At 75.2% G+C, this 18,794-nt stretch carries 16 protein-coding genes and 5 tRNA genes; 8 read left to right on the top strand and 13 right to left on the bottom strand.

The features are described 5' to 3' along the window. Positions 1-23: 23 nt before the first annotated feature. Together V6D49_RS24505 and V6D49_RS24500 are read right to left on the bottom strand one after the other, a co-directional pair. Positions 24-842, bottom strand: coding sequence for an aminotransferase class IV (locus V6D49_RS24505; protein ID WP_340564283.1), 819 nt, complete (start codon positions 840-842; stop codon positions 24-26). A 2-nt stretch (positions 843-844) separates the two neighbouring features. Beyond that, positions 845-1,903, bottom strand: coding sequence for a chorismate-binding protein (locus V6D49_RS24500; protein ID WP_340563015.1), 1,059 nt, complete (start codon positions 1,901-1,903; stop codon positions 845-847). Positions 1,904-2,012: 109 nt separating this feature from the next. Between V6D49_RS24500 and V6D49_RS24495 the strand changes: the two genes are divergently transcribed. The 5 genes from V6D49_RS24495 (at position 2,013) to V6D49_RS24475 (ending at position 2,459) form a co-directional block, all read left to right on the top strand. Further along, positions 2,013-2,085: transfer RNA gene (locus V6D49_RS24495), tRNA-Gly, on the top strand. Between the two features lie 39 nt (positions 2,086-2,124). Continuing rightward, a tRNA-Cys gene (locus V6D49_RS24490) sits at positions 2,125-2,198 on the top strand. A 1-nt stretch (position 2,199) separates the two neighbouring features. Beyond that, a tRNA-Val gene (locus V6D49_RS24485) sits at positions 2,200-2,271 on the top strand. 22 nt (positions 2,272-2,293) lie between these two features. Further along, positions 2,294-2,365 (top strand) — tRNA-Val (locus V6D49_RS24480). 22 nt (positions 2,366-2,387) lie between these two features. Then, positions 2,388-2,459, top strand: a tRNA-Val gene (locus tag V6D49_RS24475). Positions 2,460-2,698: 239 nt separating this feature from the next. Here V6D49_RS24475 and V6D49_RS24470 read toward each other — a convergent pair. Continuing rightward, complete coding sequence (locus tag V6D49_RS24470; RefSeq protein ID WP_340563013.1) at positions 2,699-2,932, bottom strand: hypothetical protein; 234 nt, start codon at positions 2,930-2,932, stop codon at positions 2,699-2,701. 568 nt (positions 2,933-3,500) lie between these two features. On the opposite strand from V6D49_RS24470, the gene V6D49_RS24465 reads away from it, so the two are divergent. Further along, positions 3,501-4,925, top strand: a complete 1,425-nt coding sequence (locus tag V6D49_RS24465) for a serine/threonine-protein kinase (protein ID WP_340563012.1) — start codon at positions 3,501-3,503, stop codon at positions 4,923-4,925. Here the strand turns inward: V6D49_RS24465 and V6D49_RS24460 are convergent, their stop codons facing one another. The 8 genes from V6D49_RS24460 to V6D49_RS24425 form a co-directional block, all read right to left on the bottom strand. Further along, positions 4,926-5,735, bottom strand: a complete 810-nt coding sequence (locus V6D49_RS24460; RefSeq protein ID WP_340563010.1) for a TrmH family RNA methyltransferase — start codon at positions 5,733-5,735, stop codon at positions 4,926-4,928. Then, positions 5,728-6,996: a uroporphyrinogen-III C-methyltransferase gene (gene cobA / locus V6D49_RS24455; protein WP_340563007.1), complete on the bottom strand. Its 1,269-nt coding sequence runs from the start codon at positions 6,994-6,996 to the stop codon at positions 5,728-5,730. The genes V6D49_RS24460 and cobA overlap by 8 nt, the downstream gene beginning before the upstream one ends. 146 nt (positions 6,997-7,142) lie before the next feature. Continuing rightward, entirely contained in the window at positions 7,143-10,349 is a 3,207-nt protein-coding gene (gene cobT / locus V6D49_RS24450; protein WP_340563005.1) for a nicotinate-nucleotide--dimethylbenzimidazole phosphoribosyltransferase, read from the bottom strand. Between the two features lie 233 nt (positions 10,350-10,582). After that, positions 10,583-11,812, bottom strand: coding sequence for a precorrin-6y C5,15-methyltransferase (decarboxylating) subunit CbiE (cbiE, locus tag V6D49_RS24445; RefSeq protein ID WP_340563003.1), 1,230 nt, complete (start codon positions 11,810-11,812; stop codon positions 10,583-10,585). A gap of 51 nt (positions 11,813-11,863) precedes the next feature. Beyond that, positions 11,864-12,538: a GNAT family N-acetyltransferase gene (locus V6D49_RS24440; protein ID WP_340563000.1), complete on the bottom strand. Its 675-nt coding sequence runs from the start codon at positions 12,536-12,538 to the stop codon at positions 11,864-11,866. Between the two features lie 126 nt (positions 12,539-12,664). Further along, on the bottom strand, positions 12,665-13,510 hold the full coding sequence (locus tag V6D49_RS24435; protein WP_340562998.1) for a MetQ/NlpA family ABC transporter substrate-binding protein: 846 nt from the start codon (positions 13,508-13,510) through the stop codon (positions 12,665-12,667). A gap of 110 nt (positions 13,511-13,620) precedes the next feature. After that, positions 13,621-14,289: a methionine ABC transporter permease gene (locus tag V6D49_RS24430; RefSeq protein ID WP_340562996.1), complete on the bottom strand. Its 669-nt coding sequence runs from the start codon at positions 14,287-14,289 to the stop codon at positions 13,621-13,623. Further along, complete coding sequence (locus tag V6D49_RS24425; RefSeq protein WP_340562993.1) at positions 14,286-15,353, bottom strand: methionine ABC transporter ATP-binding protein; 1,068 nt, start codon at positions 15,351-15,353, stop codon at positions 14,286-14,288. Before V6D49_RS24425 ends, V6D49_RS24430 begins: the two co-directional genes overlap by 4 nt. A 589-nt stretch (positions 15,354-15,942) precedes the next feature. Here V6D49_RS24425 and V6D49_RS24420 point away from each other — a divergent pair. Further along, positions 15,943-16,311 (top strand): hypothetical protein, encoded by a 369-nt coding sequence (locus V6D49_RS24420; protein ID WP_340562991.1) that lies wholly within the window; start codon positions 15,943-15,945, stop codon positions 16,309-16,311. 1 nt (position 16,312) lies between these two features. Then, the gene (locus tag V6D49_RS24415; protein ID WP_340564280.1) at positions 16,313-16,753 is read left to right on the top strand and encodes a hypothetical protein; all 441 of its coding nucleotides are present in this window, start codon (positions 16,313-16,315) and stop codon (positions 16,751-16,753) included. Positions 16,754-16,780: 27 nt separating this feature from the next. Here V6D49_RS24415 and V6D49_RS24410 read toward each other — a convergent pair whose 3' ends face one another. Together V6D49_RS24410 and V6D49_RS24400 are read right to left on the bottom strand one after the other, a co-directional pair. Then, complete coding sequence (locus V6D49_RS24410) at positions 16,781-17,284, bottom strand: GNAT family N-acetyltransferase (protein WP_340562989.1); 504 nt, start codon at positions 17,282-17,284, stop codon at positions 16,781-16,783. 274 nt (positions 17,285-17,558) lie between these two features. Continuing rightward, the gene (locus V6D49_RS24400; protein WP_340562986.1) at positions 17,559-18,722 is read right to left on the bottom strand and encodes a glycerophosphodiester phosphodiesterase; all 1,164 of its coding nucleotides are present in this window, start codon (positions 18,720-18,722) and stop codon (positions 17,559-17,561) included. Positions 18,723-18,794 lie beyond the last annotated feature (72 nt).

The raw sequence follows: 18,794 nt of genomic DNA, 5'->3' as shown, positions 1-18,794 counted from the left end.
CGGTGCCGGGCCCGGGCGCACCCTCAGGGGTCGAGGTCGGCGCCGGAGCGCTCGTCGAAGGCCCGCATGGCCTTGGTGGTGACGGGGCCGGGCGCCTCCGGGAGCTCACGGCCGTCGACGCGGCGGACGGCCTGCACGTCCCGCAGCGACGAGGTCAGGAAGACCTCCTGCGCGCGCTCCAGGACGTCCATGGGGAGTTCGGCCTCCCGGGCCCCGCTCCACTCGATGACCAGCTCGCGGGTGATGCCGGCCAGGCAGCCCGAGGCCAGGGGCGGCGTGTACAGCTCGCCGTCGAGCACGACGAACACGTTGGAACCGGTGCCCTCGCACAGCGCGCCCTTGCCGTTGGCGAACAGCGCCTCGGAGGCGGCGGCCCGGTGCGCGTGGGCGAGCGCGACGACGTTCTCGGCGTAGGAGGTCGTCTTCAGGCCGGTGAGGGCGCCGCGCTCGTTGCGCGTCCAGGGCACGGTGACGACGGCCGTGGTGTCGGGCCTGCGGCGGGCCTCGCCGAGGGCCACGACGAGGGTGGGCCCGGCATCGCCCCGGTCGGAGCCGAGCGGGGAGACGCCGCCGGTGTAGGTGATGCGCAGCCGCCCGAGCGGCACGGAGGAGGCGTCGAGGACGGCGGCGCAGGCGCGGCGCACCTCGTCCGGGTCCGGTTCCGGCAGGCCCAGCCCCCGGGCGGACCGGGCCAGGCGGTGCAGGTGCCGGGTGAGGGCGAAGGGGCGTCCGTGGACGGTCTTGACGGTCTCGAAGACGCCGTCGCCCACGGTGAGCCCGTGGTCGAAGACCGACACCCGCGCGCTGTCCGCGTCCTGCAGCCTGCCGTCCAGCCAGATCAGCGTCACGGCCTACCTCCCGTTGCGATGTGCTCGTGTGCCCCCGACGCTACCGCCAGGAGGCGCTCGGCCTTGAGTTCCGTCTCCGCCCACTCGCCCTGCGGGTCGGAACCCCAGGTGATGCCGGCGCCGGTGCCGAAGCGCAGGACGGCGCCCCCGGGGGCGGTGCGGTCGATCCAGAAGGTGCGGATGCCCACGGCCAGCTCGCCCGTGCCACGGTCGGCGTCGACCCAGCCGACCCCTCCGCAGTACGGGCCGCGTGGCACCGGCTCCAGGGAGCGGATGATCCGCAGGGCGCTGGACTTGGGGGCGCCGGTGACGGAACCGGGCGGGAAGGTGTGGGCGAGGAGCTCCGGCCAGCCGGCGCCGCCGGCCAGCTCCCCCCGCACGGTGGAGACCAGATGCACGAGCCCGGGATGCTGTTCGACGGCGCACAGGGCGGGAACGGTGACGCTGCCGGAGGCGCACACCCGGCCCAGGTCGTTGCGGACGAGGTCGACGATCATGACGTTCTCGGCGTGGTCCTTCTCCAGCAGTCCGTCCTCGGTGCGGGCCGTCCCCTTGATGGGCCCGGACAGGACCGTCCGCCCGGTGCGGCGCAGGTACAGCTCGGGTGAGGCCGTCGCCACCTCGACGCCGTGGGCGGGGAGCCGGACGGTCCCGGCGTGCGGCGCCGGGTTGCCGAGGGCGAGCCGGCCGCCGAGCGCGTCGATGTCGGCGGCGTCCGGGTCGGGCAGCGGCGCGCCGAGGACGCGGCAGAGGTTCGCCTGGTAGACGTCCCCGGCGGCGATGTGCTCCCGGATGCGGGCGACGGCGCCGGTGTAGGCGACGCGGTCCAGGGACGACGTCCAGCTCCCCCGGCGCGGACCCCGCCAGGGGGCCGGCGGCACGGCGGCGGGCGCGCGCCGCACGTCGCCGAAGCGGGCGCACAGCAGGCGTCCCTCGAAGTCGGCGACGACGGCCCACCAGCCGCTGGACTCCAGCGCCTGCGGGTCGTCGGTGACATCCCGCAGGTCGGAGGCCACGAGGGCGCCGAAGCGGGCGAGGGGTACGGATTCGAGCACGCCTTCGAGTCTAGGGCGGGCACGCTGGGTGAACGGAATTTGAGCTGGCCCGGGAATCCGCTAGAGTTCAACACGTCGCCGGGCCGCCACAACGGCCCCGGAGGCACCTGCGGACGTGGCTCAGTTGGTAGAGCATCACCTTGCCAAGGTGAGGGTCGCGAGTTCGAATCTCGTCGTCCGCTCGGACAGTGGGGGCTGCACTCATCGGCCCCCGCGCTCCTGGTGGAGTGGCCGAGAGGCGAGGCAACGGCCTGCAAAGCCGTCTACACGGGTTCAAATCCCGTCTCCACCTCCATGGACGATTAGCTCAGCGGGAGAGCGCTTCCCTGACACGGAAGAGGTCACTGGTTCAATCCCAGTATCGTCCACTGGTCCGGCAACGGACCGCCCGCGCGATTAGCTCAGCGGGAGAGCGCTTCCCTGACACGGAAGAGGTCACTGGTTCAATCCCAGTATCGCGCACCGGTCCGGCAACGGACCGCCCGGACGATTAGCTCAGCGGGAGAGCGCTTCCCTGACACGGAAGAGGTCACTGGTTCAATCCCAGTATCGTCCACCGCCCGAACGCCCCCGGCCCTCTCGTGGTCCGGGGGCGTTCGTCGTCAGCCGCATGGTGCCGCAGGTGCGCCCGCGCGTTTCCTACCGCGCCCGCGCGGTGAAACGGCCGTCGACGTCGCGGGGCCCGGGCGGTCGATGACCGCCCGGGCCCGCGTGCCGTCCGCCGCACCCCCGTCCCCACGGGGTCGGTCAGGAAATCCCCAACCCGGGCCGCTCTCCCGGGTCCGGAGCGCCTGTTCAGCGCCCCAGCATTCCTGCCACGGACGACGCCTGGGTGATCACGGCCTCCACGCCGCCGAAGAGCACGGCGAGGCACAGGGCGAGGGGGATGACCATGGCCGCGGCCACCAGAGGATGCCGCGTCCCCGAGGGCCGGGTCCGCACACCGGCCGCACCGGCCGCGCGCCGGAGGTAGGCCTCCGGCCGTCGTCCCGGTGCCCGGAGGACCGCGCGTCCCGCCGTGCTCGCCATACTCAGCTCCCGTCGTGATCGAGGGCGGCGGGTGGGTGACCTCGGGGGACGAGTGCAGCACCCGCCGCTTGCCTCCAAACTAGGCGCCACGGCGGGCCGGGGCGTCATGCCGGCGTACCGAACGGAGGGCATCCCGCAGGAGGAGCCCACGGACCGCGTCCTACTCCCCAGGGTGGAGACGCGCCCCGCCCGTACCGGGGGTGTCCCCCAGGGGTCCGGTGCCGTCCGTCCGTCCCGGTGGTGACCTCGGTCACCCCGGCCGTCCGGCGCCGAAGAGGGGCGACGACCCCGCGCACGGCGGCCGTTCACCGTCACGGAGTCGGCCGACGCTCGGGACGTTGACTGGTGCCACGTCAGATGCCCTCCTCGCGCGTGAAGTTGACCGGATCCCGGTGCGGCGGCGCCGTCAGCTCCCCCGCCACGCAACCGAATTGCCACCTCGGCGGCGCCGGCAACGTGTCCACGCCGAGTGCGCGGCCTTGCGGCGTGCGGAGGCGCCAGTCCGTAAGCTGTGGACCGTCAACGGATCGGCATGTGGGGCCTCCCCACCGGAGGTAGGGGAAGGGACATGGCGATGATGCGGCTCCGACGTGAGGACCCGCGAGTCGTCGGCTCGTACAAGCTCCACCGGCGGCTGGGCGCGGGCGGCATGGGCGTCGTCTACCTCGGTTCGGACCGGCGCGGCCAGCGGGTCGCGCTGAAGGTGATCCGGCCGGACCTCGCCGAGGACCAGGAGTTCCGCTCCCGCTTCGCCCGGGAGGTCTCGGCGGCGCGTCGCATCCGCGGGGGCTGCACGGCCCGCCTCGTCGCCGCCGATCTGGAGGCGGACCGCCCGTGGTTCGCCACCCAGTACGTACCCGGGCCGTCGCTTCACGACAAGGTGAACGAGGGCGGGCCGCTGCCCCCGGCGCAAGTCGCCGCGATCGGGGCCGCGCTGGCGGAGGGCCTGGTCGCGGTGCACGAGGCCGGCGTCGTCCACCGGGACCTCAAGCCGTCCAACATCCTCCTCTCGCCCAAGGGTCCGCGCATCATCGACTTCGGCATCGCCTGGTCCACGGGCGCGAGCACCCTCACCCACGTGGGCACCGCCGTGGGCTCCCCCGGCTTCCTCGCCCCGGAGCAGGTGCGCGGGGCGGGCGTGACCCCGGCGACCGACGTCTTCTCCCTCGGCGCGACGCTGGCCTACGCCGCCACCGGCGACTCCCCCTTCGGGCACGGCAGTTCCGAGGTGATGCTCTACCGCGTCGTGCACGAGGAGGCGCAGCTCCAGACGGTGCCGCCGGCGCTGGCCCCGATCGTGTACGCCTGTCTGGCCAAGACCGCCCCGGAACGGCCGACGACGGCCCAGCTCTCGCTCCGGCTCAAGGAGATCGCCGCCCGCGAGGCCCGGGGGCTGCCGGAGGGCATGACACCGGTTCCGCGCCCGGCGGTCCGGCGGGCCGCGGACCCCGTGCCCGCGCGTGGCGACCGGGGCGTCGGGCCCACGCCCCGCCCCACGCCGCGCCCCACGCCCCGACCGACCCCGCGCGGCGGTGGCCCGGCGGAGGACGGCGGCCGGGCGGGGGAACGCCGCACTCCTCCGCCGCGCGCCGTGCCCGGGGCCGGACACGGACACGGGCACGGGCACGACGGGGCACCGCGGGCCGGTGCGGAGGGTGGCCGGCCGGGTCCGCCGGGGCCCCGTCGGAGGACGCCCCCGGGCGACGGCCCGGGCCGTCGGCCCGCGTCGGAGCGGCGCACGGCCGGCGACCGTCCCGCGCGGCGGCCCCGCCGCGCCCAGCGTCGCCCGCCGCGCCCGCCCGCGCGCGGCGGTGGCCCGGACCGCAGACTCATGCGGCAGCGCCTGGTCGTCTTCGTGACGGTCACGCTGCTCGTGGCGCTCGGTATCGCGGTGGTGCAGGGCTGCCAGGGGCGGGGCGGGCACGCGCCGAGCTCGGCCCCCGAGCCCGTCCCGACGGCCGTCGCGCCCTCGGGGGCGGCGGCGCCGGGGTGATCAGCGGGACGAGCGGGTGGCGTAGAACGCGACGGCCGAGGCCGCGGCGACGTTGAGGGAGTCCACCCCGGCGTCCATGGGGATGCGCACGTGCGCGTCGGTGGCGGCGAGCGCCTCCGGTGTCAGTCCCTCGCCCTCGGTCCCCAGGACCAGGGCGAGCCTCGGATGGCGCCGGGCGGCCAGCTCGTCCAGGGTGACCGACCGCTCGCTGAGGCAGAGGGCGGCGGTGACGAAGCCCGCGCGGCGCAGCAGGGCCAGGTCGTCCGGCCAGGTCGTCAGGCGCGTCCAGGGCACGTGGAAGACGGCGCCCATGGAGACCTTCACGGCACGGCGGTACAGCGGGTCGGCGCAGCGCGGACTGAGGAGGACGGCCCCCACGCCGAGGGCCGCCGCGTTACGGAAGGCCGCCCCCAGGTTGGCGTGGTCGACGATGTCCTCGAAGACGGCGACCCGGTCGGTGCCGCCGAGCAGGGCGTCCGCGGGCGGCAGGGCGTTGCGTTCCATCGAGGCCAGCGCGCCCCGGTGCACGTGGTAGCCGGTCACCCGCTCGGCGACCTCGGGGCTGACCAGGTACACCGGCGCGGTGGCGGTCTCGATGACGTCGCCCATCGGCCCGGCCCACTTGGCGGACAGCAGCATCGAACGCATGGGGTGCCCGGCGGCCAGGGCGCGCCGGACGACCTTCTCGCCCTCGGCGATGAACAGCCCTTCGGCCGGCTCGCGGCGCCGCCGCAGCGCGACGTCGGTGAGGGAGGTGTAGTCGTGCAGCCGGGGGTCGTCCGGGTCCTCGACGGTGACCGGTTCAGCCACGTGCGCCGCCCCCGGCGCCCGGCGTCCCCGGGCCCGGTGCCGGGTCCGGTGTGTCCGGACCGACGGCGACGACGTCCCCGATGACGATGACGGCGGGCGGGCGGACCTCCTCGGCGCGCACCCGCTCGCCGACGGTGGCCAGGGTGGCGTCCACCCGGCGCTGCGTGGCCATGGTGCCCTCCTGGACGACGGCCACCGGGGTGTCCGCGTCCCGGCCGTGGGAGATCAGCGCCTCGGCGATCGCGCCGATCCGCTCGACGGCCATGAGCAGGACGAGCGTGCCGCGCAGGGCGGCGAGCGCGCGCCAGTCCACGAGCGAGCGGGCGTCGTCCGGAGCGACGTGGCCGCTGACGACGGTGAACTCGTGCGCCACCCCCCGGTGCGTCACGGGGATGCCGACGGCGCCCGGCACGCTGATGGAGCTGGAGATGCCCGGGACGACGGTGACGGGCACACCGGCCCGCGTCAGCTCCTGCATCTCCTCCATCCCCCGGCCGAAGACGAACGGATCGCCGCCCTTGAGCCGGACGACGGACTTGCCCGCCTTGGCGTACGCCACCAGGGCCTGGTTGATGGCCTCCTGCGCCATGAACCGGCCGTAGGGGATCTTGGCGGCGTCGACGACCTCGACGTGCGGGGGCAGTTCGTCCAGCAGGTCGCGCGGCCCGAGCCGGTCGGCGACGACGACGTCGGCCTCGGCGAGCAGCCGCCGTCCCCGCACGGTGATGAGGTCCGGGTCGCCCGGGCCGCCGCCGACCAGGGCCACCCCGGCCGTCCGGGTCCGGTACTGGGGGGCGGCGAGCGTACCGTCGCGCAGTCCCTCGACCACGGCGTCGCGCACGGCCGCCGAGCGGCGCGGGTCGCTGCCGGTCAGCACGGCCACGGTGACGCCCTCGCTGCGGCCGGTCGCGGGCGTCCACGCGGTCGCGGCGTCGGCGTCGTCGCTGCGCACCGCCCACACCCGGTGGGCCTCCGCCTCGGCGGAGGCGGCGGTGTTGGCGGCCGGGTCGCTGGTGGCGATGAGCGCGTACCACGCCTCCGCCAGGTCGCCCGGACGGTAGGTGCGCCGCTCCCAGGTCAGCTCACCCGCCTCCGCCATGGCCTCCACGGAGGGCGTCGCGGAGGGCGAGACCAGCAGGACGTCCGCCCCCGAGGCGACGAGGGCGGGCAGCCGCCGCTGGGCGACGCCACCCCCGCCGAGGACGACCACGCGGCGGCCGGTCAGCCGCAGTCCGACGGGATAGGCGGGCGTGTCGGGCATGGCGGTGCGGCTCCTCGGGCGGTGGTGCTGAGCCGCTGCGGCGGTGAAGCGGCGTCGTCGGTCGGTCACGACGGTGCGGTCGGCGTATCTGCAGCATCGTAGACGGCGGGTGTTACGGGAGTGTGGCATCGGCCCTGGTCGGCCGGTCAGCCCTTCTCGGTCACACCCGCCGCGTCGAACGTCGCCACCTCGTGCATCGCGCGCGCGGCGGACTGCACGACCGGCAGCGCGAGGAGGGCGCCGGTGCCCTCGCCGAGCCGGAGGTCCAGGTCCACCAGCGGGCGCAGGCCCAGCTTGGTGAGGGCGACCACGTGACCGGGCTCCGCACCGCGGTGGCCCGCGACGCAGGCGGCCAGCGCCTCCGGTGCGATGGCGCGGGCCACCAGGGCGGCGGCCCCGGCGCTGACGCCGTCGAGGATCACCGGGGTGCGCAGGCTCGCACCGCCGAGGATGAGGCCGACGAGTGCGGCGTGCTCCAGCCCGCCGAGCGCGGCGAGGACGCCGATCGGGTCACCCGGGTCGGGCCGGTGCAGCTCCAGGGCGCGGCGGACGACGTCGATCTTGTGGCTGTGCATCTCGTCGTTGATGCCGGTGCCCCGGCCCGTCACCTCGGCCGGGTCCGTACCGGTGAAGGCCGAGATCAGGGCGGCGGAGACGGTGGTGTTGGCGATGCCCATCTCACCGGTGAGCAGTGCCCGGTTGCCCGCCGTGACGAGGTCGCGGGCGGTCTCGATACCGACCTCGATCGCCCGCACGGCCTCGGCGCGCTCCATGGCGGGGCCGACGCTGATGTCGGCCGTGCCCGGGCGCACCTTGCGCGGCAGCAGCCCCGGGGTGGCGGGCAGCTCGGCGGCCACGCCGACGTCCACCACGCACACCTCGGCCCCCACCTGGTTCGCGAAGGCGTTGCAGACGGCGCCGCCGCCGAGGAAGTTGGCCACCATCTGGGCGGTGACCTCCTGCGGCCAGGCGGTGACCCCCTGGGCGTGCACCCCGTGGTCACCGGCGAAGACGGCCACGGCGGCGGGCTCCGGGACCGGCGGCGGGCACTTGCGCGCCAGGCCGCTGAGCTGCGCGGAGATGATCTCCAACATGCCGAGCGCGCCGGACGGCTTGGTCATGCGCTTCTGCCGTTCCCACGCCTCGCCGAGGGCCTTGGCGTCCAGCGGACGGATGCCCGCGAGCGTCTCGGCCAGCAGGTCGCTGGGCGCGCCGCCGGGCAGCACCCGGCGTCCGTAGGCCTCCTCGTGCACCACCCAGGACAGCGGGCGCCGCTTGGACCAGCCCGCCTGGGCGAGTTCGGGCTCGTCGGGGAAGGCGTCGACGTACCCGATGCACAGGTAGGCCACGACCTCCAGGTGCTCCGGCAGGCCGAGCGCCGTCACCATCTCGCGCTCGTCGAAGAAGCTCACCCAGCCGACGCCGAGCCCTTCGGCCCGTGCGGCGAGCCACAGGTTCTCCACCGCCAGCGCTGAGGAGTAGGGCGCCATCTGCGGCTGGGTGTGGCGGCCGAGGGTGTGCCGCCCGCCGCGCGTCGGATCGGCGGTGACGACGATGTTGACGGGCGTGTCGAGGATGGCCTCGATCTTCAGTTCCTTGAACTGCTTGGCCCGGGCGCGGGGCAGCGACTTGGCGTACGCCTCACGCTGCCGCACGGCCAGCTCGTGCATCGCCCGGCGGGTCTCCTCCGAGCGGATGATGACGAAGTCCCACGGCTGGGAGTGGCCGACGCTCGGCGCGGTGTGGGCCGCCTCCAACACGCGCAGCAGCACCTCGTGCGGGATCGGGTCGGAGCGGAAGCCGTTGCGGATGTCGCGGCGCTCGCGCATGACCTTGTGCAGGGCCTCGCGTTCGGCGTCCGGGTAGCCGGGGGCCGGCGGGGTCCGGGGCGGCTCGGGCTGCGGCGGCGCGGCGGCGGGGGCGGCCTCGGGGGCGGCCTCGGCCCCGGTGTCCGGGAGCACGGCCGCCTCGGCGTCGGGGACGGGCGCGGCCGCCTCGGCCCCGTCCGCCGGGACGTCGCCGGGCGCGGGGGGCACGGCGTCGGGGGCCTCGGGGGCTTCCGGAGCCTCGTGGGCGGTCTCCGCCACGATCGGTTCCGGCTGCGCGGCGGGCTCGGGCTGCGGGGCGGTGGGACCGCCGGGGGTGTCGGCGGGCGCCGCCTCGGTCCCGGGCGTGGGCACGCCTTCCGGCGCAACGACGGCTTCGGGCGCGGCGGGCTGCTCCTGCGGCACGTCGGCGAGGGGGGCCTCCACCGCCTCCTGGACCTCGGCCGTCGCGTCCGGGTGGCCCGGTCCCTGCGGGTGCTCGGCCGGGGCGGGCTCGACGGCGGCCGGCTCGGCGGCCGGCTCCTCCGCAGACACGGCCTGCTCCTGCGGCTGTTCCACGATCGGGGCGGGCTCAGGGCCGGCGGCTTCCGTAAGAACCTCCGGGGCCTCGACCGACGCGACGGGCTGTGCCACGGGCTCGGGCTCGGCGGACGGCTCCGGGGCCGGCGCTTCGGCCTGCGGCTCGGGCTGCGCCACCTGCTCGGGCGGCTGCGGACCGTGCTCGGCCTGCGGACCGACGTACGCCTCGCCGCCGGGGTGTGCCTCGGCGGCCGGGTCGAGGCCCGGCGGGGGGGCCTGCGGGTAGGGGCCCACCGCTTCCGCGTCCGGCTGCGGCTGCGGCTGACCGCCGGGTGCCTGGTCCGCCGGGACGGACCACGCCCCCGGCTGCACGGGCGTGGCGACGTGCTGCTGCTCGAAGCCGGGCGCCGGCTGCTCCACCGCCGGGGCGTACCCGCCCTCGGCGGGGGCCCCGGCGACCTGGCCCGCGTCGGGGTGTCCCGGGGCGTCGTACTCGGGCGCGGGCGGTGCGGCGTACTCGGCGGCCGGGGCCGGGCCGGGGGCCGCGGCCGAGGGGGTGGGGCCGCGGTCGGCCAGCGACCGGACGGCACCGGACTGCTCGGGCACCGGCGGGCCGAGGTGCAGCGGACGGCGTGGGACACCGCCGACGGGGCCGCCGGTGTGGCCGGGGCCCTGGGCGTACTCGGGCGGCGGGGCGTACTCCGGCCCGTGGGCGTACTCGGGGGCCGGGGCGTACTCCTGGTAGCCCGTGCCGCCGCCCGCCGTGTCGTGCGGGCCGGGGAGGTGCGCGGCGGACGGGACGGGCTGGGCGGGGGTGGAGTGCACGGACTCGTTCCACGCGCCCACCGCGCCGGGCATGAGCAGCTGGTCGTCCTCGTCGCCCACCGCGCCGCCGGCGGCCGGGTCCGCGAAGGTGTACGTGCCGGAGGCGGGCGTGTGGGCCTGCTCCGGCTGTGCGCCTGCGTTCTCCGGCAGTCCCTCGGCCGGGACCTGGCCGGTGTCAGTCATGCGTACCCCTCGCCATCGGTAGTGCTCCTTCGAGTCCCCGTGGGACTCCCCCGCTGGGAGAACGAGCATGCGCCGCGCGCGGCACGTCTCCCGCCGTCGTCACCCGTACATTGCCGAACAAAGCGTCAACTCAGGGTGACGGCACAACAGGCGGTCAGCCTACCGGTCGTGCCCGGGCCGACCGGCCGGGGGTGGGCGACTGACCCCGGTTGGTCACGGTTGTCCGCGACAGATCACATCCGGGTGCCGGCGAGCAGGAAGACGACGGTGCGGTCCCGCTCCGACCAGCGGGTCGTGTCCAGTTCGAGGGTCTGGAGCAGCACGCACTCGACGGCGTAACCGGCCTCGGCCAGGACCCGGCCGAGTGCCTCGGCCTCGTCGCGGTTGCCGGCGTGGGTGACGAGGCGCTCGGGCCGCCGGTCGGCGCAGGCGGTGACCGTCCGCAGGCCCCCGCCCCCGACGCGGACGACGTCGGGCTCGGGCAGGTCTTCGAGTACCTGCGGGGCACCGCCGTGCACGACCTGGAGCTGGACGCCCCGGTCGCGGGCGGCGGCGGTGGCGAGCGCGCAGGCCTCGGCGTTGCGGTCGACGGCGATGACGGCGGCGCCGAATCCGGCGGCCTCCACCGCGAGGGTGCCGCCGCCCGCCCCGATGTCCCACACCAGGTCTCCGGCGCGCGGCCCGAGGCGGGCCAGCTGGGCGGCCCGGAGCTGGGCGGACTCGCCGGTGGTGAGGCGGGCGGCCGGGGCGCCGGGGACCGGACGCGGCAGCGCCCAGCCGCGGTGCTCGCGCGGATAGCCCGGCTCCCGGCCGGCGATCCACCCGCTGCCCTGTCCGGTGCCGGTGCTCGCTCCCGCGCCGTGTCCGCCGACGACGATGACGACGCTGGGGTCGCGCCAGACGTGGTCGGCGACCTTGTCGGAGGTCAGCACCGTCATGCGCTCGCGGGAGGTGCCCAGTTCCTCGCAGATGACGAACGTGCGGTGCACGTCGCCGAGGAGCAGGGCCAGTTCGGCCGGCCCCGCGCCGGGCGAGGTGAGGACGGCCACCTTGGGGTGGGCGCGGCACACGTTGACGGCGCGGCGCAGGGTCCGGCTGCCCGCGACGACGACCTGGGCGTCGTCCCACGGCATGCCGGCGCGGGCGAAGGCCGCGGCCACGGCGGAGACGGCGGGGACGACCTCGACCTCCAGCCCGTGCTCGGGGGCGCGCAGGGCGCGGACGACGCCGAAGAAGCCGGGGTCGCCGTCGGCGAGCACGACGGCGGTGCCCCGGTGCCGGGCGACGCGGCGGGCGGCGAGCGTGATGCTGCCGAGCCGGACGCGCTCGGCGGCGGCCGGGACGTCGGGCAGGTCGAGGTGGTGGGCGGCACCCGCCACGAGGGTGGCGGCGCCGAGCGCGGCGCGGGCCGGGGCGCCCAGCGGAGAGCCGTCCCAGCCGATCACGGTGACACGGTCGGCCATCGGCTTCGGGTCTCCTGCGGGGGTGAGGGGCGATGGGCGGGCGCGATGAGATTACCCGAGGCTCCCGCGTGGCTCGGCGGGGGTGCGCTCGACGACGGCGGGCGGCTCCTCGCCCGTCTCGTCGACGTCCTCGGGGAGGAGGCTCCAGACGATGAGGTCGGTGCGGGCGTCGGTCCACTCACCCGTCGCCTCCGGGTCTCCGGCACCGCGGTCGTCGGTGCGCACCCGCGTCGTCCCGGCGTTGCGCAGGACGCCCTCGCTGATGCAGCCGATCTTCTGGGCCACCTGCTGGGCGGCGGTGTTGCCTGCGGCGGTGCGCAGTTCCAGGCGCGCGAAACCCTGGTGGCCGAAGAGCCAGCCGGAGACCGCCAGCAGCGTCTCCGCGGCGTACCCCTCGCCACGGGCCCACTGGGCGACGACGTAGCGCACCTCGGTGGCCGCGGTGCGCCAGTCGGTGTTGCGCAACTCCAGGCTGCCCACGAGCCGTCCGGTGAGGAACTCGCTGACGGCGAGGACGATGCCGCTCCCGCAGGAACGCTTCAGCGGGGCACGCCGGGTGACCCAGTCCCGGGCGTGGCTCTCGGTGAAGGGGTGCGGGACGTCCGTCCACGCGGTGACGAGGTCGTCGTTCATCATGTCGGTGAGCGCGGGGATGTCCGCTTCCTCGAACGGTCGCAGCACGAGCCGGTCCGTACTGATGGAGATGTCCGGGAAACTGGAAGTCATGCGCCTCTCCGTGCCGACGGGGTCATCTGCACAGCATGCAGCATGGCCGCGGACGTGCGCCGGGCCGGTCCCTCGACGGGTGAGAGACCGGCCCGGTGGGCGGTTCCGGGCGGCGGGCCGCGCCGCTCAGTCCCGCGCGGAGCCGAAGGCGGGCACCACGGAGCCCGCGTACTCGTCCTCGATGAACGCCCGCACCTCCTCGGAGTTGAGGAGCCCCGCGAGCGTGCGCACCTGCGGGTCGTCCTCGTTGCCCTCCTTCACCGCGAGGAAGTTGGCGTACGGGTTGCCCTCGGCGGTCTCCAGCGCGAGGGCGTCCTCGGCCGGTGCCAGCCCGGCCTCGATGGCGTAGTTGCCGTTGATGACGGCGGCGTCCACCTCGCCGAGGGCGCGGGGCAGCGTGGCGGCCTCCAGTTCCTTGAACCGCAGGCCCCCGGCGTCGGCGATGTCGGCGACGGTGGCGTCCTGGCCCGCGCCGTCGGCCAGTTCGATCAGCCCGTGCGCCGCGAGCAGGTGCAGGGCCCGGCCGCCGTTGGTGGTGTCGTTGGGCAGTGCGATCGTCGCCCCGGCCCCGAGGGCGTCGAGGGCGTCGGCGTCCTTCGAGTACAGGCCGAGCGGCTCCAGGTGGACGTCGGCGACGGGGGTGATGTGCGTGTCGTTCTTGGCGTTGAAGTCGTCGAGGTAGGGCCGGTGCTGGAAGTAGTTGGCGTCGACGTCGCCACTCTCCGTCGCGGTGTTGGGCAGGACGTAGTCGTTGACCACCCGGACCTCGAGGTCCAGGCCCGCGTCCTTCGCCAGGTGGTCCCGGACGTACTCCAGGATCTCGGCGTGCGGGGTCGCGGAGGCGGCGACGGTGAGCGTCGCGCCGTCACCCGAGGCGTCGTTGCCGGGGTCCGAGGCGGTGCCGCAGGCGGTGAGGCCGAGGGTGAGCGCGGCGGTGGCCGCGACGGCGGTGACGATGGTGGTGGTACGCACGAGGAGTGCTCCCTTTCGGATGGCGCCTGCCCGACGAAGAGTTCGGGCCTGTGGCGGTTCTCTGCGGTGGTTCTGCGGTGGCTCTGCGGGGGGCGGGTGGGGGCGTGGGCTCAGCCGGCGCGTTCGCGGCGGCCGAGGAACCGCACGGCGGCGTCGCCGAGCAGTTGGACGAGGGTGACCAGGGCGATGAGCACGGCGACGGTGACGAGCATCAGCGTCGTCTCGAAACGCTGGTAGCCGTAGGTGTGGGCGAGATCGCCCAGGCCGCCGGCGCCGACGACGCCGGCCATCGCCGAGTAGCCGATCAGCACGATGACGGTGGTGGTCAGCCCGGCCACGAGCGAGGGCAGCGCCTGCGGCAGGAGGACCTTGAGGACGACGGTGCCGGTGCCGCCGCCCATGGCCTGCGCGGCCTCGACCAGGCCCCGGTCGACCTCGCGGACGGCCGTCTCCACGAGCCGGGCGAAGAACGGGACGGCGCCGACCGCCAGCGGCACGATGGCCGCCGTCGGCCCGATGAAGGTGCCGACGACCGCGCTGGTGAACGGGATCAGGGCGACGAGCAGGATGACGAACGGCAGCGAGCGCCCCACGTTGACGACGGCCCCGACGACCCGGTTCACCGCGAGGTTGCGCAGCATGCCGCCGCGGTCGGTCAGGACGAGCAGGACCCCGAGCGGGACGCCGCCGAGCGCGGCGATCAGCGTGGACCAGCCGACCATGTAGAGGGTGTCGACGCACGCCTGGGTCAGCAGGGGCTGCATCTGGGTCCAGGTCATCGGGAGGCCTCCTTGGTCAGCGCGGCGGCCGCGTGGGGATCGTCCGGTGCGGCCCCGGCGTCCGTGACGACCTCGACCGCGAGGCCCTGTTCGCGCAGGAAGCCGATGGGCACGACGTTGTCGCCGAAGGGGCCGGGCAGTTCGATCCGCATGCGGCCGATCTGTGCTCCTCCGACGGTGTCCATCGCGGCGCCCAGGATGGAGACGTCGACGTGATAGGTGCGGGCGAGCTGGGAGATCAGTGGCCGCCCGGTGGCCGCGCCGTGGAAGGTGACGTCCACGACGGTGCGGTCGCCGGCCTCGGGCAGCGGACCGCCCACGGGGAACAGCGCGGCGGCCAGGGCCGAGCCGGGGGTGGCGAGCAGCTCGCGGACGGTGCCGGACTCCACGATCCGCCCGTCCCGCATGAGGGAGGCCGAGTCGCACACGGTCTTGACGACGTCCATCTCGTGGGTGATGAGCAGGACGGTCAGGCCCAGTTGCCGGTTCAGATCGCGCAGGAGGGCGAGGACGGAGGCGGTGGTCTCGGGGTCGAGCGCGGAGGTGGCCTCGTCGGACAGCAGCACCTTGGGGTCCCCGGCCAGCGCACGGGCGATGCCCACGCGCTGCTTCTGACCACCGGAGAGCTGGGCGGGATGGGCCCGCGCGTGCCCGGCGAGCCCGACCAGGTCGAGGAGGTCGAGCGCCTTGCGGCGGCGCTCGGCGCGCCCGAGGCCGAGGATCTCCAGGGGGAGCTCGACGTTGCCCCGGACCGTGCGCGAGGAGAGCAGGTTGAAGTGCTGGAAGACCATGCCGATGCGGCTGCGGGCCTGCCGCAGGGCTGCGGAGGGGCGGGCACCCCGTCCGGCGAGGGCGGTGAGGTCGCGGCCGTCGACCGTCACCGTGCCGGAGGTAGGCGTCTCCAGCAGGTTGACGCAGCGGATCAGGGAGGACTTCCCGGCCCCGCTCTGGCCGATGACGCCGTGTACCTCGCCCTCCTTGACGTGCAGGTTCACCCCGTCCAGGGCGGTGACCTCACGGTCGGGCGTGCGGTAGACCTTCGTCAGGTCCGTGGTGGTGATCACTGGGATTCCGTGACTGTCGGGCACGCCGGACCCGTGCGGGGCGGGCGTGCGGGGGTGTGTCGGTGGCTGAAGGCGGCGCGCGCGGAGGCGCGCCGGGCTGCGTGCGGACCGGGTGCCCGGCGGGTCGGGCGGGCTGGTCAGACGGCGGTGCGCACGGGCTCGCTTCGGGGCGCGAGGCTGCTTCGGCAGGGGCCCTCAGCGGTCACACATTCGACGCATGCAGCAGCCACCGGGCAGGGAGATCGCCTCGGTGACGTGAAGGTGGCTGCGCGTCGTGCTCATGGGGCAAGTCAAACAGACAGCCGCCCGATCGTCCCACCAGCAGAGACAACCGTCCGGATAATGGACGTCTCCGTGCGCGGTCGTGACCGGTGCGGGACGTGCGGAGCACTGTGTCCGCACCGGCTCTGACCTGCGGCGCAGCCGGTTCCGCAGGGCGGCACCGGCAGGGCGGGCCGGGTCTCGGGCGCGGCGCGTCCTGTGGTCAAGACCACGTCGGCCATCGAACGCTGCCGGCCGTCGTGACCGTCGGGGCGCGGCGGACCACCCGGAATCGGCCGAAGCGGGGCAGCGCAGTAAAGTCGCTGCCATGTTCACCCCGCTGACGGTCGCGGTCGCCGTGGCCGCGCTCGCGCTGGCCGCCTGGTGCGGCTTGGCGGCCTACCGGAACGAGCCCACCAAGGACTGGCACTTCGCCGGCATGGCGGTCGTCACGCTGCTCGCGCTGGCGCAGCTGGTCGTCGGCGTCGTCCGGCTCGCGGGCGGTGCCGAGGCGGACGACGGCACGGTGGTCTTCGTCTCCTACCTCGTCGGCTGCGCCTGTGCGATCCCGGCCGTCGCGTTCCTCTCCCTGTCGGAACGGACCCGCTGGGGTTCGGCGACGGTGGCCGCGGGGGCCGTGGTCCTGGCCGTCCTGCAGGTGCGGCTCTACGACATCTGGGGAGGCGGAGGTGCCTGAGGTGACACGCGCCCGGCGTTCGGGAGGGCCCGGAGTCGACCCGGCCACCGAGGGCGGGCGGATCGGCTCCGGCCCCGGACGGCTGCTCGTCACGCTCTACGCGGTGTTCGCCGTGGGCGCCACCTCGCGCTCGGCCTACCAGATCGCGACCCGCTTCGACGAGGCCCCGCTGCCCTACGCGCTCTCGGCCGTGGCCGCCGTCGTGTACTGCGCCATCACCGTCGCCCTGGTGCGCGGCGGGGAGACGGCGCGCAGGACGGCACTGGCCGGGTGCGTGGCGGAGCTGGCCGGGGTGCTCGTGGTCGGGACGTGGTCCGTGTTCGACCCGGAGGCGTTCCCCGACACCACCGTGTGGTCGGCCTACGGCATGGGGTACCTGTTCATCCCCCTGGTGCTGCCCGTCGTCGGGCTGTGGTGGCTGCGGCGGTCCCCGGCGTCCTGAGCGGAGCGGGGACGGCCGCGGCCGGCGTCAGGCGCTGGTGGTGTACGCCTCGGCCACGGCGGCCTTCTCCAGGGTGATGAGGCTCAGCCGGGACGAGACCCGCTCGGTGCCCGAGGCGACGTAGCCGCAGCGCCGGTACAGCCGCAGGTTGCCCTCGCTGCGGTGGCCGGTGAAGAGGCGGAACCGACGGGCGCCCTGCTCCCCCGCGAGGCGGTCCTCGAGGGCGGCCAGCAGCCGGCCGCCGAGGCCGTGGCGCTGCAGCCGGGGGTGGACGACGAGCTTGTTGATGTGCGCGGTGCCCTCCGCGTCGACGGTGCCGCGCACCGAACCGACGACCTCCCCGCCGAGCCGGGCCACCAGGACGACCCCGCCGGCCAACTCGTCGCGCAGCGCCTCCAGCGTCTGGGTCAGCGGCTCGATACTCCAGTCCCGGTAGAGCTCCGCCTCGCTCTGGTAGCACAGGTACTGGAGCTTGAGGATCTGCTCGGTGTCCTGGCCGGTCGCCGCAGAGATGGTCACGCTCATGCCCATGTGCGCACGCCTCTTTCTGGTGTCTCGAGCCCGCCGCGCCGGGGAGTGAGGGTCGCGCGGACGGGCGGGGCTGCCCTGGTGACGCCGGTTGTCTCTCGCACCCTTCCCCCCTGACCGGGTTCTCCAACCTCCGTCAGGAGCATTCTGCGCAGACATCCCAGGCAGCGGGAACGCCGCAGTACGCAAGTCGCCTGTGAGATTCCCGACCCGCCTGCGATTCACCGGAACGGCCCGGCGTTCCGGTGCGGTCCGCGCCCGCACCGGAACGGGCCGGTCAGCCGCGCGCGCGACGGAAGTCGGCGGCCGCCAGCAGCGCGGTGTCGGGGTGGTCGGTGAAGAGGCCGTCGATCCCGGTCCCGAAGTAGGTGCGCAGGGCCCCGAACGCGTCGCCGTAGGCGCCCGGGTCGGTGCCGCGACGGAAGTCGGCGGGGAGGAAGGCGTTCTCGTTGCGCATGGTGTAGGGGTGCAGCACCAGCCCGCGCGCGTGGGCGTCCCGCACCAGGGTCGTCGGATCGCCGAGGCTCCCGTCCTGGCGCCGGGGCAGGATCAGGTCCAGCGTCGGTCCGATGCCCCGGGCGAACGAGGCGATCCAGTCGAGCCCCTCGGCCGTCACCAGGTCGGCCACGGTGCGCGGGTCGTCCGCCTCCACGAAGTCCCAGGGGCGGGAGCCGGCCGAGGACAGCAGGACGACACCGGGGGTGTCGACGAGCCGGGCCATGCGCCGGATGCTGCTGGGCTCGAAGGACTGGACGAACACCGGCGCGCCCCGGCGGTGCAGCCGGTGCGCCCGCAGCAGCCGGGCCAGCCGCTCCTCCAGGCCGAGCCCGAGCCCGCGGAAGTAGCTCGGGTGCTTGGTCTCGACGTGCAGCCAGACGGTGCGCCGCCGCCGACGGCCCTCCGCCTCGGCCCAGTCGAGCACCTCGGCGAACGTGGGCACCTCCCAACGGCCGTCGTAGAGGGTGTTGTCGGGCCGCTGCTGGGGGATGCGCTCGGTCGCGCGCAGCGTCTTCAGCTCCCGGAGGGTGAAGTCCTCGGTGAACCAGCCCGTGAACTCCCGGCCGTCCACGGTCTTCGTGGTCCGGCGGTCGGCGAACTCCGGGCGGTCGGCGACGTCGGTGGTGCCGCCGATCTCGTTCTCGTGCCGGCACACGAGGTGACCGTCCCGGGTCGGCACGAGGTCCTGCTCGATCACGTCCGCACCCATGTCGAGCGCCAGTTGGTAGGCGCCGAGCGTGTGCTCCGGCCGGTAGCCGCTGGCTCCCCGGTGGGCGATGACGGCGGGCACCGGCAGCCGGTCCGGCCCGCGCCCCCGGGATCCCTCCGGCCGGGCGGTGGCCGCCACGGCCGGAGCCGCGGCGCCGAGCGCGGCGGCGCCGGCCGCCCCCAGTACCGTCGCACCCAGGACCGCCCTGCGCCCGGGCTGCTGCACGTCTTCCATGGAACCTCCTCGGTGGCGCGGGGAGCACGCACGGCGAACCCCGCCCCCGTTCCCGGCAGATGACGCGCCGAA

The sequence above is a fragment of the Streptomyces sp. GSL17-111 genome, from assembly GCF_037911585.1.
Taxonomy (GTDB): domain Bacteria; phylum Actinomycetota; class Actinomycetes; order Streptomycetales; family Streptomycetaceae; genus Streptomyces.
This window is presented reverse-complemented; position numbering and strand designations above follow the sequence as displayed.

What these genes read in the sequence shown, in the direction of transcription:
- V6D49_RS24470 (WP_340563013.1), bottom strand. Translation starts at nt 2,932, where the DNA reads ATGGCGAGCACGGCGGGACGCGCGGTCCTCCGGGCACCGGGACGACGG.
- V6D49_RS24465 (WP_340563012.1), top strand. Translation starts at nt 3,501, where the DNA reads ATGGCGATGATGCGGCTCCGACGTGAGGACCCGCGAGTCGTCGGCTCG.
- cobA (WP_340563007.1), bottom strand. Translation starts at nt 6,996, where the DNA reads ATGCCCGACACGCCCGCCTATCCCGTCGGACTGCGGCTGACCGGCCGC.
- cobT (WP_340563005.1), bottom strand. Translation starts at nt 10,349, where the DNA reads ATGACTGACACCGGCCAGGTCCCGGCCGAGGGACTGCCGGAGAACGCA.
- cbiE (WP_340563003.1), bottom strand. Translation starts at nt 11,812, where the DNA reads ATGGCCGACCGTGTCACCGTGATCGGCTGGGACGGCTCTCCGCTGGGC.
- V6D49_RS24440 (WP_340563000.1), bottom strand. Translation starts at nt 12,538, where the DNA reads ATGACTTCCAGTTTCCCGGACATCTCCATCAGTACGGACCGGCTCGTG.
- V6D49_RS24430 (WP_340562996.1), bottom strand. Translation starts at nt 14,289, where the DNA reads ATGACCTGGACCCAGATGCAGCCCCTGCTGACCCAGGCGTGCGTCGAC.
- V6D49_RS24420 (WP_340562991.1), top strand. Translation starts at nt 15,943, where the DNA reads ATGTTCACCCCGCTGACGGTCGCGGTCGCCGTGGCCGCGCTCGCGCTG.
- V6D49_RS24410 (WP_340562989.1), bottom strand. Translation starts at nt 17,284, where the DNA reads ATGGGCATGAGCGTGACCATCTCTGCGGCGACCGGCCAGGACACCGAG.
- V6D49_RS24400 (WP_340562986.1), bottom strand. Translation starts at nt 18,722, where the DNA reads ATGGAAGACGTGCAGCAGCCCGGGCGCAGGGCGGTCCTGGGTGCGACG.